Origin of the sequence: Mycobacterium sp. SP-6446, assembly GCF_001954045.1 — a bacterium.
GTDB lineage: Bacteria > Actinomycetota > Actinomycetes > Mycobacteriales > Mycobacteriaceae > Mycobacterium.
Map to the genome: position 1 here is coordinate 1 of NZ_MBEM01000029.1, position 15,990 is coordinate 15,990.

The window sequence follows — 15,990 nt, forward strand, 5'->3', positions numbered from 1 at the left end:
CGACCTTGTCGATGATCAGGCAGGCGCGATCACTTTCCCTGTATGCCGTCCACTCTGGCTCGCCGGCAGGGCCCGCGGGCTTGCCGTCCGCGGCGAAGTTGATCCACCGGGTACGTACCCGTTTCGAGACCGCCCTGGCGGTCTTGGCGCCGCCGAGTTTCAAGGTGGGATCCTTCGGCGCCCCGAGATTGCCCCATACGTAAGGCAATTCGGTGGCATGGGCGGCGCTGACCAACAGCAGCTTTAGCAACGGCGTCGCGTAGTCGAACCGGTACAGATACACCGGCGCCGCCTTGCTGTGCCCCTCGGCGAGCCACACCGTCGGCATTCGGAAGCCGACGTCGGTGGCGATACTCAAGGACCTTGCCTTACCCCGCCGGAATTGCGAATACGCCGACCCGATCTGCTCTGAAGTGGGCAACTGCAGGTCGGGCTGCTCGGCGGCGATCTGGGTGAACATCGACGTGATCGCGCGCGGCGTGATCGGCATCAGCGACGAGCGCAGCAACCGAAACAGCGCCGCCTCATGCTTGTTGGTACCGATGATCAACGGGACCGGGTGCGAGCGGCCCTCCTGCGCCGCCTTCACTGGGTAGTCGTGCAGCAGATCCCCGTCGACGATCGGGACGAATGCGAGCGTGCCCGGGTTGCGCGCGGGCACTTCGTCGAACACCCGCTGCGACGCGGCCAGCAGGGCGGAGGTCGGCACGCCGGGCAACCGGTCGACGTCCGACGGCGCGATTCCCAGCTTGTCGAGCATGCTCACCGCGACCTGACGAGCCCGGTCGCGGTCGTAAACCGATGTGGCCGGCGAGCTTTGCGCGATGGCGGCGGTGAACAGGCCCTGGGCCGCCGGGGTGGCGAGCAGAGTGGTCACGATCCCGGCGCCCGCGGATTCGCCGAACAGCGTGACCCGCCGCGGATCGCCGCCGAATGCCGCGATGTTGTCGCGTACCCAACGCAGCGCGGCAAGGACGTCGTGCAGGCCGATGTTCGAGTCGAAGCGCCGCCGCGCGGTACTGAACGACGAAAGGTCGAGGAAGCCAAGCGCGCCGAGCCGATAGTTGACCGTCACCACGACGACCTCGCCGCCGCTGACCAACCTGCGACCGTCGTAGAGTGCCTGGCTGCCGGACCCCAGGACGTAGGCCCCGCCATGCAGCCACACCATCACCGGTTTTCCGTCGCCGGGTGCGGTGTCTTCCGACGCCCAGACGTTCAGGCTCAGGCAGTCTTCGTTTTGCGGTGCCCCCAGGTCCAGCGGCATGTTGGGGAACGACGGCTGCGGGCAGGCGGGCCCGTAGGAGGTGGCGTCGGCGACCTCGGCCCATCGCTGCGGGGGCTCCGGCACCCGGAAGCGCAGGTCACCGACGGGCGGCGCGGCGTAGCGGATGCCCTTCCACGCCCTGGCGCCTCCGGCGTCAGCGCCCCGAACCGGGCCATAGGTGGTTTCGACCACACGCTCGTCGATCACCATGCGGCCCCTAGCTGAGCCGGGCGGTGAGGAACTCGACCACCCGCTTGCGCGCCTCGTAGGCGGGCTGGCCGTCGACCTCACGGACCTCGTCGGTCAGCACCGAATGGGCCATCTTGCTGAAACCGCCCTCGTTGCCCGGGCGGGAGTCGATCTCGATGATCTCGAACGCATCGCCGAGGCGTTCCTTGATCGCCGCGAACCGTTCCCGTGGCACGATCCTGTCCTCGCTGAACCGCAGACCCATCGCGCACAGGCCATCGTTGGCGCAGCGATCGGCGATGGTGGCCATCTCCGGTTCGCTCAACCCGGTGTCGCGGCGCTGCGCCCGGCCCAACGGCAGCGGGACGGACGGCTGGGAAAGCACCGGGGCCAGCACGCTGTCGTCAACCGCGGCGGCCAGCGCGAAGCCGCCGGTGAAGCACTGGCCGATCACGCCGACGCCCTTGCCCGGCGTCGACGCGTTGAGGTCACGGGCCAGCGCGCGCAGGAACAGTGACACCGGTCGGGGCTTGTTGGTCGCGAAGGCCGCGAATTCCTTTGCGACACAGGCGCGTGCGATGGTCGCGGCCGTGTAGCCGGCCGTCGCGGCCCTGCCCGGCTCACCGAAGAGCGACGGCATAGCGACGGTGAACCCGTTGTCCACCAAGTGGTTACCCAGCGCCAGCACGCCGGGGTGGATGCCGGGTATCTCGGGAATCAGCACCACCCCCGGTCCGGCGCCCTTGCGGTAGACGTCATGGGTGTAGCCGCCACCGGTGAACGGTGACGCGGACCAGCCGGACAGGTCGGCTTCGGGTGCGGTCACGCGGGTCCCTCCTATCGGGTTGGCAGGGGCGGCTGGGATTGGGTCGCCGCGGCCAGCGTACGAAACTGGTCGGTGCTTCCGGCACCCGTGATGGCGACCTGCGTGGCGCCGCCCGGACCGGTAAGCCGGGTGGTCCACACCGGCTCGGCGTCCGCGCCGCCTTGTCCGGCGCCCTGATAGACGACCCAGTGGGTGCCGGCGACGTCGACCGCCCCGGTGGGGTACGCGGTCGAGTGGATCGAGCCGACCAGCTTGTCTTCGTCGGCGTTGCTCTGGGTCAGGGACAAGTACATTCCGGTCGGGCTCAGATATCCCACGGTCGATGTCGCCGCGTTCAGCCGCTGACCCGTCGACGGGTCGGTTCGCCCGCCCTGGATACCGCCGCGGCTACCGGAGTTGGGCTGCCAGCCGGCGGGCAACTGCGGCAGCCGAATCGGGAAGCCGAGCGCCTGCGCATCCGCCCGCAATGCCGTCGCCGCGTCGTAGGACGGGACCGTTCCCTTGTTCGTCCCGCCCGGCTGGAAGGAACACATCCCCACCAAGCCCGCCAGCACGATGCACCCCAGCACCAGCGGTGCCAGCGACCAGAACATGTCGCGCCCGTCCTGCAGCAGCCGCGGTTTCGCCGGCCGGGGAACCGGCCCCGGTGCGGGGGCCTGCTCGCCGGCCACATCGGCGTTGGGCTGCGGCTCCTCGGTCATCCTGTGAGTATTCCAGTCCGTGATCACCGCCCAGAGCCCAGCTCCAGAGGACGGATCCGCTTCTGGGAGAATCACGGCCATGACACGTGAGGGCGACCGCTCGTCGCAGGCACGCCCGCGCGGCGAAGCACCGGATCGCAACCTGGCCATGGAATTGGTGCGGGTCACCGAAGCCGGCGCCATGGCCGCCGGGCGATGGGTCGGTCGCGGCGACAAGGAGGGTGGCGACGGCGCCGCGGTCGACGCCATCCGCGAACTGGTGAACACGGTGTCGATGCGTGGCGTGGTGGTCATCGGCGAGGGCGAGAAAGACCAGGCCCCAATGCTCTACAACGGCGAAGAGGTCGGCAACGGGGACGGCCCCGAGTGCGATTTCGCCGTGGACCCCGTCGACGGCACCACGCTGATGAGCAAGGGCATGCCCAACGCGATTTCGGTGCTCGCCGTCGCCGATCGCGGGGCGATGTTCGACCCGTCGGCCGTGTTCTACATGAACAAGATCGCCGTGGGGCCCGAGGCAGCGCACGTGCTGGACATCACCGCGCCGATCGCCGAGAACATCCGCGCGGTCGCCAAGGTCAAGGCGTTGTCGGTGCGCGACATGACCGTGTGCATCCTGGACCGCCCCCGGCACGCCCAGTTGATCAAGGACGTCCGTGACACCGGCGCCCGGATCCGGCTGATCACCGACGGCGACGTCGCCGGGGCGATCTCCGCATGCCGCCCGGAATCGGGCACCGACATGCTGGCCGGCATCGGCGGCACCCCGGAGGGCATCATCGCCGCCGCCGCGATCCGCTGCATGGGCGGCGCGATTCAGGCGCAGCTTGCGCCCAAGGACGAACCCGAACGTCGCAAAGCGCTCGACGCGGGCTACGACCTGGACCAGATATTGACCACCGAGGACCTGGTGTCCGGCGAGAACGTCTTCTTCTGCGCTACCGGGGTCACCGAGGGCGACCTGCTCAAGGCCGTCCGCTATTACCCCGGCGGCTGCACGACCCAGTCGATCGTGATGCGCTCGAAGTCGGGCACCGTGCGGCTGATCGAGGCCTACCACCGGCTTTCGAAGCTGAACGAATACTCCGCGATCGACTTCACCGGCGACAGCTCTGCCGCCTATCCCCTGCCCTGATCAATCCAAAGCGAGGAAAGCCAATCTATGGCCGACACCGAGTACCGCATCGAGCACGACACCATGGGCGAGGTCCGGGTACCCGCAAAAGCGTTGTGGCGCGCCCAAACTCAGCGTGCGGTGGAAAACTTCCCGATCTCGGACCGGGGTCTGGAACGCACTCAGATCCGCGCGTTGGGTCTGCTGAAGGGCGCCTGCGCGCAAGTCAACAAGGACCTGGGGTTGCTGGCGCCGGAAAAGGCTGACGCGATCATCGCGGCGGCGACCGAGATCGCCGATGGGCGCCACGACGACCAGTTCCCGATCGACGTGTTCCAAACCGGTTCGGGCACCAGTTCCAACATGAACACCAACGAGGTGATCGCGTCCATCGCCGCGGCCAACGGCGTCACGGTGCACCCCAACGACGACGTCAACATGTCGCAGTCGTCCAACGACACCTTCCCGACCGCCACCCACATCGCGGCGACCGAGGCCGCGGTGCGTCATCTGATCCCCGCGCTCGAGGTCCTGCACGACGCGCTGGCGACCAAGGCCCGCGAGTGGCGCACCGTGGTCAAGTCCGGTCGCACCCACCTGATGGACGCCGTACCCGTCACGCTCGGACAGGAATTCAGCGGATACGCCCGCCAGGTCGAGGCAGGGATCGAGCGGGTACGCGGCACGCTGCCTCGGCTGGGTGAACTGGCGATCGGCGGTACCGCGGTGGGAACCGGCCTCAACGCTCCCGACGGCTTCGGCGCCAAGGTGGTCGAGGCGCTGATCGACAAGACCGGCCTGAGCGAATTACGCACCGCGGCAAACTCTTTCGAGGCGCAGGCCGCCCGCGACGGGTTGGTGGAGGCGTCCGGTGCGCTGCGCACCATCGCGGTGTCACTGACCAAGATCGCCAATGACGTTCGCTGGATGGGTTCGGGCCCGCTGACCGGCCTGGCCGAAATCCAGCTACCGGACCTGCAGCCTGGCAGCTCGATCATGCCCGGCAAGGTCAATCCGGTTCTGCCCGAAGCGGTTACGCAGGTGGCAGCGCAGGTGATCGGCAACGACGCCGCGGTGGCGTGGGGTGGCGCCAACGGCGCCTTCGAGCTCAACGTGTACATCCCGATGATGGCCCGCAACATCTTGGAGTCCTTCAAGCTGCTGACAAATGTGTCAAAGCTGTTCGCGGAGCGCTGCATTACCGGCTTGTCGGCCAACGTCGAGCATTTGCGCGAGCTGGCCGAATCGTCGCCCTCGATCGTGACGCCGCTGAACTCGGCCATCGGCTACGAGGAGGCCGCCGCGGTGGCCAAGCAGGCGCTCAAGGAGCGCAAGACCATCCGCCAGACCGTCATCGACCGCGGCCTGATCGGCGACAAGCTGTCGATCGAAGAGCTGGACCGTCGGCTCGACGTGTTGGCGATGGCCCGCGTACAGGACGACACCTAGCCGGAGGACTAGAGGATGGTGGTTGGACGATGACGGCTCCGCCCGGTGGTCCCTACGGAACGAATCCGTATGGGCAGGACCCATATTGGGGCGGCCAGCCCCAAGGCGGCCAGCCGCAGGGCGGCCCGTACCCCTACCAGCAGGGCAGCCCCTACCCGTACCCACCGCCGGGCCAGTACGCCAGTCCCTATCCGCCCCAGCAGTACCCGCAGCCGGGCCAGCAGATTCCGCCCGGCTGGCCGGGTGGACCGTTCCCGCCGGGCCCACCGCCGAGGGGGCCGGGCTCGAAGGCGCCTTGGATCATCGTCGCCGTTCTCGCCGTGCTGGGCGTCATCGCGTTGGTGGCGACACTGATAGTCGTGTTCGGCGGCAACGGAAACGGCGGCAACAAGTCCCCCCAGGCCACGTCGCCTTCGGTGACGACGAGCGCCCCGACGTCGCAGCCCGGCGGGGGCGGCCAAACCGCGACCGACTGCGGCCCCAACGTGTCCGGCGGTGACAAGCCCGCAGGCGGCGCCCCGATCAGCGCGGGCAAGCTGTCGTTCCCGGCCACGGCAGCACCCGGGTGGATGCCGTTCTCGGACGACCAGACCCCGAACCTCATCGGCGCGGTGGGCCTCGCCCAAGAGGTCCCCGGCGCCAGCCAGTGGGTTATGCAGGCCGAGGTCGCCGTCACCAACTTCGTCAGCAGCATGGACGTCAGCGCGCAGGCGTCGAAGCTGATGCAGTGCGTGGCCAATGGCCCCGGCTACTCGAACGCGTCGCCCACCCTGGGCCCGATGAAGACGTCGTCGATCACCGTCGACGGGACCAAGGCGGCTCGGGTGGACGCCGACGTCACGATCGCCGACCCCTCCCGCAACGTGAAGGGCGACTCCGTCGTCGTCATCGCGGTCGACACCAAACCGGTGACGATCTTCTTGGGCGCCACGCCCATTGGCGATGCGGCGTCGGCGGCGACCCTCGGCCAGGTGATTTCGGCGCTCAAGGTTTCGAAGTAGTCGCGGCGACCGGCGCGCACACGTGCGTGGCTTCGGAGCGTCCGCGCAGCACCGTGGAATAGCATTCGGCCCAGTGCGCCCGCTCGTCCTCACCCGCCCGGTCGATGGCTGCCGCCGAGCATAGGATCCGCCGGTCGGCGGTCTTGGCGAGATCGGCCAGCCGCGCGGCCTCGTTCACGGCGTCCCCGATCACCGTGTATTCATACCGGTTTTCGGCACCGACATTGCCGGCGAAGACTCGGCCCGCCGAGACGCCGATGCCGAAATCAACGGGCAGCCGGCGCAGCTGCGTGCCAAGGGCACGCGCCGTCGCCAGCGCCGCCGAAGCGGGGTCATCGGTCCGCAATGGCGCCCCGAAAACCGCGAGCGCCGCGTCGCCGGCGAATTTGTTGATCAGCCCATGATGTTCGTCGACGGCGTCGACGACGATCCGGAAGAAGTCGTTGAGCACGGACGCAACATCTTGCGGCGGGCGGCTTTCCGCGAGCTGCGTGGAGCCCACCAGGTCGATGAAAAGGACCGCCGCCTCCACCACGTCTCCCGACAGCGATACGCCCTCCTCGATGGCGCGCTGGGCCACGTCGGCGCCGACGTGGCGCCCGAATAGGTCGCGCAACCGGTCCCGCTCGGCAAGGCCGGCCACCATCCGATTGAATCCCGTTTGCAGGCGCCCGATTTGGGAGCGCTCGTAGGCGCCCACATAGGTGTCGATGTTTCCGTGTTCGACCTCGGCCATCGCATCCACAACCTCGCACAGAGGATCGGAAATGGATCGCGACGTAAGGATCATCGTCGGCAGCCCGAGCAGCAACGCCGCCAGCGACACCACCAGAACGGGCACCTCCAGCGCCGCGGACTTCTGGATGAGCCAGCCGTACGAGCGAAGCACGACCAGAGTCGCGATCACGAGGATGGGTAGCGCGCTGCACATAAACCACATCAGAACCAGACGGGCGAACACACCGGGTACCAACAGACGAGGCTCGGCACCCCGGGTGGCGGCGCCCATGAGAGGCCGCAGGGTGCGCTGGGCGAACAGCATTCCGGTGCCCGCGGCGGCCGGCCCACCCAGCAGCACACCGAGCGCGATCGGCAACAGCAGTGCGGCCCCGCCGTCCCGATTGAGCACCATGAGAATTGCGCCGGCGGCGCCCCAGGCCACCAACAGGATCACCGTCTGGCGGCCGGCGAGTTTCATTGCGGCTTCCCGTTGGGCCTGCGTCGGTTCTTTCCCCGCGGCGTACCACTCCAGCGAGGGCGCCAGGCTCACCACACCGGCCACCGCGACACCGATGATCCCCGCCGTCACCAGCATCACGACCGTCGTGGTGTTCTTCTGCGCGAAGTCGACGTCCGCCGCGACGGACGTGTGGCCGCGCAGCGGGATCAGGATGGCCGACGCATCGACGACGGCGATGATGTAGGCCAGAGCGAGGTCGATCGCGTATTGAATCGATAACCTGCGGGCGCTTTTTCGCCGCCCTGTGCTCGCGGAGCCCGCCTTGGTCACCCTCTAACGGTAGCCGCGCGTCGGGCTAAGCACCGTTATTCGGCCCGCCGGAGTTCTGGCCCGGTATGTCGGTGATCGGGAAGTTGGGCATCGGCTTGGGCGAGGGCGTGTTGGGCAGCGTCGGGATCTCGCTGGCCGGGATGTCATGGAGTTGGTTGGCGGGCGGGCCGTTTTCCCGGCTGCCGTAGCTGCTGCCGGGCGCCCGCGGGCCCAGCAGTTCGCTGACCGTCACCAGCCGGTAGCCGTTGGCCTTGAGTACCGGGATGAATTGGTACACCAGGTCGACGGTGCTCGAGTAGGTGTCGTGGAACAACACCACCGAGCCCGGCTTGATGTACGTCATCAGCATGGATCGCGTCGCCGCGGTGTTCGAGTCGTTCGCCCAATCGAAAGGGATGACGTCCCAAAGAATTTCGGCCAGCCCGAACTTGGCCGCGGTCTGCCGGACCGCATCGCTGGACAGCCCGCCGGCCGGACGGTAGATGGTCGGCGTGCGCCCGGTGGCGGCGGCGATCGCGTCGTTGGCCCTGGAGAATTGGCCGGCGATGTCGTCGGTGGGGATCGTGGCCATGTTGGGGTGTTCCCAGGTATGGCTGCCGATCTCCATGCCGGCGTCGGCGATGCGCTTGGCCCCCGCGGGGTTGGCCGCCACCTTGTTGCCGATCAGGAAGAAGGTGGCCTTCGCGTCGTTGTCCTTCAAGATTTGCAGCAGCCGGTCGTCGAACGGACCCGGACCGTCGTCGAATGTCAGCGCGACGCACTTGACCACCGAGCAGCCCGGGTTGTCGGCGCGGGTGACGTGGCCGGTGAGCCCGCCGATCACCAGGACCGCACCGGCGGCCACGACACCGAAAACGGTGCGCCAGTACCGCCAGGCCTGGCTGTCGGGTCGTTTCGGCACAGTGGAAGCCTACCCGGCATCGAGTGTGCGACCTGGGCGTCGAGTGTGCGTATAGGGCGCCATCAGCGCACACGCAAGGTCGGCAAGCGGACTCAGTGCGGCCCGGCGATTTCCTCCAGCATCTCCGTGACCAGCGCGGCGATCGGCGATCGCTCGCTGCGCAGCAGGGTGATGTGTGCGAACAGCGGATGGCCTTTGAGCTTCTCGATGACGGCCGCTACCCCGTCGTGGCGGCCAACCCGCAGGTTGTCGCGTTGGGCGATGTCATGGGTCAGGACCACCCGCGATCCGGCGCCCAGCCTGGACAACACGGTGAGCAGGACGTTGCGCTCCAGCGATTGTGCCTCGTCGACGATGACGAACGAGTCGTGCAGCGAGCGGCCCCGGATGTGGGTCAGCGGCAGCACCTCGAGCATGCCGCGGGAGAGCACCTCCTCCAGCACCGCCGGGCTGGCCAGGCCCTCCAGCGTGTCGAAGACGGCCTGCGCCCAGGGGCCCATCTTTTCGCTCTCGCTGCCGGGCAGGTAGCCCAGCTCCTGGCCGCCGACGGCATACAGCGGGCGGAAAACCACCACCTTGCGGTGGGTCCGGCGTTCCAGCACCGCCTCGAGACCCGCGCACAGCGCCAGCGCCGACTTGCCGGTTCCGGCTTTGCCGCCCAGCGAGACGATGCCCACCGACTCGTCGAGCAGCAAGTCAAGCGCGACCCGCTGCTCGGCTGAGCGGCCGCGCAGGCCGAACACCTCGCGGTCACCGCGGACCAGTTGGACGCGCTTGGCCGGAGTGACCCGGCCCAGCGCATGGGAGCTGCCGCCGAGCAAACGAATCCCGGTGTGACACGGCAGGTCTCGCGCTTCGGCCAGGTCGATCTCGCCGTCGGCGAACAATGTGTCGATATCCTCGGCCGCCGTCTCGATCTCGTGCATCCCCGACCACCCCGAGACGATGACGTCCTGGGCGTGGTATTCGTCCGCGGCCAGGCCCACCGCGGCGGCCTTGACTCGAAGCGGAATGTCCTTGCTGACCAACGTGACTCGCCTGCCCTCGGCGGCGAGGTTGGCAGCGCAGCTCAGAATGCGGGAGTCGTTGCTGTCGGTGCGGAAGCCGGCGGGCAGCACCGTCGGGTCCGTGTGGTTGAGTTCGACGTGCAGCGTACCGCCTTGTGTGCCAATGGGAATCGCTTGATCCAGCCGCCCGTGTTCGAGGCGCAGATCATCGAACAGACGCAACGCCTGACGGGCGAACCACCCCAGCTCGTGGTGGTGGCGTTTGGCCTCCAGTTCGCTGATCACCACCAGCGGAACCACCACCTCGTGCTCGGCGAACCGACTGCACGCCCACGGATCGGACAGCAGGACGGACGTGTCGATCACATAGGTCCGGGTATCGGTCACGAAGCGCTCCTCGAGCGGGAAAGCCCGCGCGGACCCACACAGGCATGTCGGCGGGAAACGCGGCACCAGGACCGGGGCCGGTCCTGCCGTAGTCGTGACGGGAGGTGCCGCCCTGGCAGCAGAGTCTGTCGCTGGCCATCGAAGAATGACGCTACTCTCGTGGCCGCTCGGCTGCCGGGCAGGCGCGCCGAGATCCGCCGCGCGAGCGAAAGATCCGAGCCGCGAAATGTACGCCGGCGGGCGAAGGTTGGGTTAACCGACGACGAACTGCTTGAGGGTGGGCTCGTCGGCCACTCCCCACGCCGTGATGCGATCGGAAATCGCCTGCCGCAGCTCGGCGGGACCGAAGATGCCCGCCTCGGCAACGTGCTGCACCTTGTCTTTGTAAGCGTCGATGTCGGCGCCGACGACCTCGAGGTCCGCCGCGCGTGCGGCGATCGCGGCGATCGTCTCGTCGCGCGTGTACTCGAGGCAGTGCGCGACGAGCTTGGCGAAGATCTCCTCGTGGCGCACCTCGTCGCGGGCGATGCGGTCGATAAGGCCGGCCAGGACGGGCTCCTCGATCTGCGCGGCGAGGTTGCGGGCGAAGACGGCGTGGGTGCGTTCGGTGAACGCCATGTACACCAGGGTTTCGACCTGTGTGTACATGTCGCCGCGATAGCCCTTCATCACGTGCTGGACGCGGGCCTCCTCGTTGGCGGTGGGGTCGACCTCGCGGGTCACCACCAGGTACTCACGCAGCGCGATGGCATGCAGGTGCTCCTCGGCGGTCCACCGGCCAAGCCAGCGACCCCACCACTCCTCGAGAATGAAGTGCTCGACGAGCTCGCGGTGATGGGCGGCCAGGTTGTCCTTGAGCAGCAGCAGGATCTCGCAGGCGTCCGTGATGGTCCTCGGCAGCGTCGTCTGCGACGGGTCCCAGTCGCGCCCGCCGAGGAAGGCGAAGTTCTCGCCCTGGTCGAACGGCACGTAGTCGTGGGCGAACCAGATGTCCTCGGTGTTGAGGTGGTGATCCATCAGCTGCTCGACCACCGGTTCGAGCTCCAGGGTCAGCGCATTAGGTACAGGTTTCTGTGCCATAAAGTAACTGTAACCTCCGTACACAGATTTCGTGAAATTGGTGCAGTCGTGTCGCGGCCCCCGTGCGGGCGGTGGCTAGCGATCGACCAGCGTCCAGTCCTCGAGCCCCTCGTACAGCGGAAAGTCCCGCGCCAGCCGCGTCACCCGCTGCCGCAGAGCGGGCACGTCCGCTGCGGTGCCCGCCGCGAGCGCGGTGGCGATGATGTCGGCGACCTCGGTGAACTCGGCGTCGCCGAAACCGCGAGTGGCCAGGGCCGGGGTGCCGACCCGCAGGCCCGAGGTCACCATCGGCGGCCGCGGGTCGTTGGGGACGGCGTTGCGGTTCACCGTGATGCCGGTCTCGTGGAGCAGATCCTCGGCCGCCTTGCCGTCGAGCGGCGAATCGCGAAGGTCCACCAGCACCAGGTGGACGTCGGTCCCGCCGCTGACCACCGACACACCGGATTTGGCGACATCGGATGCCAGCAGCCGCTCGGCGATGATCCGGGCGCCGGAGAGGGTGCGCTGCTGCCGGTCGGCGAATTCGGGCGTGCCGGCGATCTTGAACGCGACCGCCTTGCCGGCGATGACGTGCATCAGCGGTCCGCCCTGCTGCCCGGGGAAAACCGCGGAGTTGATGGCTTTGGCGTGCTCCTGCTTGCCCAGGATCATCCCGGACCGGGCGCCGCCGAGGGTCTTGTGCACGGTCGTCGACACCACGTCGGCGTGGGGCACCGGGGTCGGGTGCAGGCCCACGGCCACCAGCCCGGCGAAGTGGGCCATGTCGACCCACAGCTTGGCGCCGACCTCGTCGGCGATCGACCGGAAGGCCGCGAAGTCCTGGATCCGCGGGTAGGCCGACCAGCCCGCGATGATCACCTTGGGCCGGAATTCGAGCGCCTTGGCGCGCACCGTGTCCATGTCGAGCAGATGCGACGTCGGATCGACGGTGTAGAAACCGACGTCATAAAGCTTGCCGGAGAAGTTGAGCTTCATGCCGTGCGTCAGGTGGCCGCCGTTGGCGAGGTCCAGACCCAGCAGGCGTTCCCCGGGCTGCATGAACGCGTGCAGTATGGCCGCGTTCGCCTGGGCGCCGGAATGCGGCTGCACGTTGGCGAACTCGGCGCCGAAGAGTGCCTTGGCGCGGTCGCGGGCGATGTTCTCGACGACGTCGACGTGTTCGCAGCCGCCGTAGTAGCGCCGGCCGGGTAGGCCTTCGGCGTATTTGTTGGTCAGCACGCTGCCCTGCGCCTGCAGCACCGAGCGCGGCGCGAAGTTCTCCGAAGCGATCATCTCGAGCGTGTCGCGTTGCCGGTGGAGTTCCTTGTCCAGCAACTCGGCGATTTCGGGGTCAACCTCGGCAAGGGGGGCCGACATCAGGGATGCGGTGGTGCGGGCGTCGGGTGCGGCAGTCACGGCCGCCAGTCTATCGAGCCGCGTTTTTGGCCAGCCCAGCCGTGGGGCGCGCGTCGGCCCCTGCGACACTGGCACTATGCCGCGGCTGAGCGAGCCGAGCCCCTACGTGGAGTTCGACCGAAAGCAGTGGCGCGCGCTCCGCATGTCGACGCCGCTGGCCCTCACCGAAGAGGAACTGATCGGCCTGCGCGGTCTGGGCGAGCAGCTCGACCTGCTCGAGGTCGAAGAGGTGTACCTGCCGCTGGCCCGGCTCATTCATCTTCAGGTCGCCGCGCGTCAGCGGTTGTTCGCCGCCACCGCGGAGTTCCTCGGCGAGCCGCAACAAAACCCCGACCGGCCCGTGCCGTTCGTGATCGGCGTGGCCGGAAGCGTGGCGGTGGGCAAGTCGACCACCGCCCGCGTGCTGCAGGCGCTGCTGGCGCGCTGGGATCACCACCCGCGGGTCGACCTTGTCACCACCGACGGTTTCCTCTACCCCAATGCCGAATTGGATCGGCGAAACCTCATGCACCGCAAGGGTTTTCCGGAGAGTTACAACCGTCGCGCGTTGATGCGGTTCGTGACCTCGGTGAAGTCCGGTTCCGATTACGCGTGCGCGCCGGTGTATTCGCACCTGAAGTACGACATCATCCCGGGGGCCAAGCACGTGGTCCGCCATCCAGACATCCTGATCTTGGAGGGCCTCAACGTTTTACAGACCGGCCCGACGCTGATGGTGTCGGACCTGTTCGACTTCTCGCTGTATGTGGACGCCCGGATCGAAGACATCGAGCAGTGGTACGTGTCGCGGTTCCTCTCGCTGCGCGGTACGGCCTTCGCCGACCCGGAATCACACTTCCACCACTACTCGGCCCTCAACGACACCAAGGCCGTCGCGGCCGCCCGCGAGATCTGGCGATCGATCAACCGGCCGAATCTGGTCGAGAACATTCTGCCCACCCGTCCCCGCGCGACCCTGGTGCTGCGCAAGGACGCCGACCACTCGATCAACCGCCTCCGTTTGCGCAAGCTCTGACGACCCGCGAAAGGCCCGTGCGGGGCGGCGCTCCTGGCGGAGGCGCCCCGCACCGGCGGGAGGGGAGGCTAAGCCGCGAGGCGCCGCACTCCCAGGTATTGCAGCGCGGCGAAGCCCGCCGTGTAGACACCGGTGGCCAGCGTCGCGGCGACCCCGAATGCGGTCATCGGCACAACGCCGGCGGCCACGATCGCGGCCAGGGTGTAAACGATGTTGGCGACGACCACGCCGATCCCAACCCGACGCAAGTCCTGCACCGCCGCCAGGCCGAACACCGCCAGGCCATAGAGCACGAAGAACGCGCCCAGGGCGTATTCCTGAAGGGACGTCAGGCCGGTCAGCGACGAAAGTGGGTCGGCGACGACGGCGACCGCCAGACCGCACAATCCCGTCAACGTGGCATCGGCACGCATGGCGAAACGCAGCAGCGAGTCGGTCGAATCGTAGAGGGGCCTGGTTGGAATACCAGATACAGCGGTCATGATTACTCCTCGCGATGGCGATAGTCGAACAGGTTTGAGCGTGCCGCCCACGCACTGCCATATCGACGCGTGGCACTGCCAATCACTGCCACGAGTTCTATGACCAGGTAGTTCATCGGGCTATTCCCGCTCGGCCGCGCCAAATTCCACACGTGTCTCAAACCGTGGGGTTGGCGGCGTGATCGGGCTGCCCCGCGACCGCGACACATAACCAGTGGCGAAGACACGCCGACGACGCTCGCAATGGGTTATATCTCGAGGGCGGCGACTCGCCGATGCCTATTCGCTGGCGACGGGGACGCGCCCGCGCAGATCCGCCGCGATGAGCCGGGCCGCGGCGTTCTGCCAGTTGTGCAGCGAGCGCTGCGGGACCTCGGTCACGAACCATTGCCAGGCCTGCCTGGCGGTCGGATCCAGGCCCGCGGCCGTGGCGTTCTGCGCGTATGCGCGCACCCCGACGACGTAGGGGAAGTACAGCGAGTTGTAGTAGCGCCACTCCTCGGTGGTGCCGAAATCGCCCCCGTCGCGGGGCTTGAGCCGCGCGATGCCGTCGGCGAGGACGGCCTTGAGTTCGTTGGCACGCTCCACCGGGTGGTCGGGCGCGCCGCGCGCGGCCAGCCGCTCGTCGATGACCGGCAGCGCCGTCAGCGGGCTCGCGACCAACTTGGTCAGGTCGGCGTAGTGGCCCAGCGCCCGGCGGGTGAGCCGGGCGAACGTGTCGTCGTCGACGCCGTGCAGGGCCCTGAGGGGATCGGCCGAGCGCAGCGGCAGCGCCGCCCCGGTGTGCCGCAGAGCGGCCCGATCAGCGCGCAGCGTGGGCGATTTCGAGAACGCCAGCCAGTCCAGCACCCCGGCCAGCGGATCGGCCAGGACCTGCACCGTGATCGCGATCGCCAGGGTGGTGAACAGCAGCACGGTCAGCACCGTCTGCGCGGTGGTCTCATGCCGGATGACGGCCAAGCCGATCAGCGCCTGGCCGCCGAACAGGACGGCAACCGCCGAACAGCCGACAAACGAGCGCAGCATGTCCGCGCGCAGCGCCTGGCCCTCGTCGAACGCATCCCACAGTGCGACCGCCACGCCGAGTGTCAGCACATCGAAGCCCGTGGACGCCAGGGCCAGCCAGCTGGGCACCAGGCCCAGCGGAATGATCAGGATGGCGTTGGCCAGCGCGAAGAACAGGGTCGCGACGACGACGATGCCGGCCACCGGCACCGGCTGCTTGGGACGCCGCACGGCGGCCACCATCGCTCCCAGGGTGGATATCGAGATGACCGCCATCATCAGCACATGCCCGGGCCGCAGCGGGCCATCGACGCTGCCGGCCATGGCCGCGCCGAACAGGGTGAGCGCGGCGACACCGCCGACGAGCAACAGCTCCCAGGTGCGCGCCCGCCAGCCATCGGACGGCCGCGACAGCTCAACGAGGACCGCGAACCAGGCCACGCTGGGGACGGCGGCCAGGTAGATCTCGATCTGGCTGAGCAATCCGCTGCGCGCAACGCCGACGGTGCGCACCGCGTCCAGCGCCACCACCAGCGCGAAACCGCACAGTCCGATCGCCGCCAACGCGAGCACCGGCTTACGCGGATCGCGGGCCAGCAGGTACAACCCCAGCCACCCGCTCAGCGTGAACACCACCGCCGACAGCGCAGCCATGCCTCTA

Annotated in this window: 14 protein-coding genes; 4 read left to right on the top strand and 10 right to left on the bottom strand. The window is 68.2% G+C overall.

Going from position 1 to position 15,990, the window contains the following annotated elements:
* The 3 genes from A5736_RS02045 to A5736_RS02055 form a co-directional block, all read right to left on the bottom strand.
* Positions 1-1,477: carboxylesterase/lipase family protein (locus tag A5736_RS02045; protein ID WP_076244251.1), on the bottom strand; the 1,477-nt coding region annotated here is incomplete at its 3' end.
* Between the two features lie 7 nt (positions 1,478-1,484).
* On the bottom strand, positions 1,485-2,282 hold the full coding sequence (locus A5736_RS02050; RefSeq protein ID WP_076244253.1) for a dienelactone hydrolase family protein: 798 nt from the start codon (positions 2,280-2,282) through the stop codon (positions 1,485-1,487).
* 11 nt (positions 2,283-2,293) lie between these two features.
* Positions 2,294-2,983: a DUF4245 domain-containing protein gene (locus A5736_RS02055; RefSeq protein ID WP_076244255.1), complete on the bottom strand. Its 690-nt coding sequence runs from the start codon at positions 2,981-2,983 to the stop codon at positions 2,294-2,296.
* A gap of 79 nt (positions 2,984-3,062) precedes the next feature.
* Here A5736_RS02055 and glpX point away from each other — a divergent pair, with 79 nt between their 5' ends.
* From glpX to A5736_RS02070, 3 genes are read left to right on the top strand one after another with little or no spacing between them, the layout of a single operon-like run.
* Positions 3,063-4,118, top strand: coding sequence for a class II fructose-bisphosphatase (glpX, locus tag A5736_RS02060; protein ID WP_175611162.1), 1,056 nt, complete (start codon positions 3,063-3,065; stop codon positions 4,116-4,118).
* A gap of 27 nt (positions 4,119-4,145) precedes the next feature.
* Positions 4,146-5,546 carry a class II fumarate hydratase gene (locus tag A5736_RS02065; RefSeq protein ID WP_076127644.1) on the top strand — a complete coding sequence of 467 codons (1,401 nt, stop codon included), beginning with the start codon at positions 4,146-4,148 and terminating at the stop codon, positions 5,544-5,546.
* A gap of 29 nt (positions 5,547-5,575) precedes the next feature.
* Positions 5,576-6,547 (top strand): hypothetical protein, encoded by a 972-nt coding sequence (locus tag A5736_RS02070; RefSeq protein WP_076127642.1) that lies wholly within the window; start codon positions 5,576-5,578, stop codon positions 6,545-6,547.
* Here the strand turns inward: A5736_RS02070 and A5736_RS02075 are convergent.
* The 5 genes from A5736_RS02075 to glyA form a co-directional block, all read right to left on the bottom strand.
* Complete coding sequence (locus A5736_RS02075) at positions 6,531-8,000, bottom strand: adenylate/guanylate cyclase domain-containing protein (RefSeq protein WP_076127897.1); 1,470 nt, start codon at positions 7,998-8,000, stop codon at positions 6,531-6,533. The two genes, A5736_RS02070 and A5736_RS02075, sit on opposite strands and share 17 nt — an antisense overlap.
* Before the next feature lie 82 nt (positions 8,001-8,082).
* Complete coding sequence (locus A5736_RS02080) at positions 8,083-8,958, bottom strand: polysaccharide deacetylase family protein (protein WP_076244257.1); 876 nt, start codon at positions 8,956-8,958, stop codon at positions 8,083-8,085.
* Positions 8,959-9,050: 92 nt separating this feature from the next.
* On the bottom strand, positions 9,051-10,352 hold the full coding sequence (locus A5736_RS02085) for a PhoH family protein (RefSeq protein WP_076127639.1): 1,302 nt from the start codon (positions 10,350-10,352) through the stop codon (positions 9,051-9,053).
* A gap of 252 nt (positions 10,353-10,604) precedes the next feature.
* Positions 10,605-11,432 (bottom strand): acyl-ACP desaturase, encoded by an 828-nt coding sequence (locus A5736_RS02090; protein WP_076127637.1) that lies wholly within the window; start codon positions 11,430-11,432, stop codon positions 10,605-10,607.
* A gap of 75 nt (positions 11,433-11,507) precedes the next feature.
* Positions 11,508-12,788, bottom strand: coding sequence for a serine hydroxymethyltransferase (glyA, locus tag A5736_RS02095; protein WP_076244303.1), 1,281 nt, complete (start codon positions 12,786-12,788; stop codon positions 11,508-11,510).
* A 115-nt stretch (positions 12,789-12,903) separates the two neighbouring features.
* Here glyA and coaA point away from each other — a divergent pair, with 115 nt between their 5' ends.
* Positions 12,904-13,842 carry a type I pantothenate kinase gene (gene coaA, locus A5736_RS02100; protein WP_076127635.1) on the top strand — a complete coding sequence of 313 codons (939 nt, stop codon included), beginning with the start codon at positions 12,904-12,906 and terminating at the stop codon, positions 13,840-13,842.
* A gap of 68 nt (positions 13,843-13,910) precedes the next feature.
* Here coaA and A5736_RS02105 read toward each other — a convergent pair whose 3' ends face one another.
* Together A5736_RS02105 and A5736_RS02110 are read right to left on the bottom strand one after the other, a co-directional pair.
* On the bottom strand, positions 13,911-14,324 hold the full coding sequence (locus tag A5736_RS02105; protein ID WP_076244259.1) for a hypothetical protein: 414 nt from the start codon (positions 14,322-14,324) through the stop codon (positions 13,911-13,913).
* 279 nt (positions 14,325-14,603) lie between these two features.
* Positions 14,604-15,983 (bottom strand): hypothetical protein, encoded by a 1,380-nt coding sequence (locus tag A5736_RS02110; protein ID WP_076244261.1) that lies wholly within the window; start codon positions 15,981-15,983, stop codon positions 14,604-14,606.
* Between the last annotated feature and the right edge of the window lie 7 nt (positions 15,984-15,990).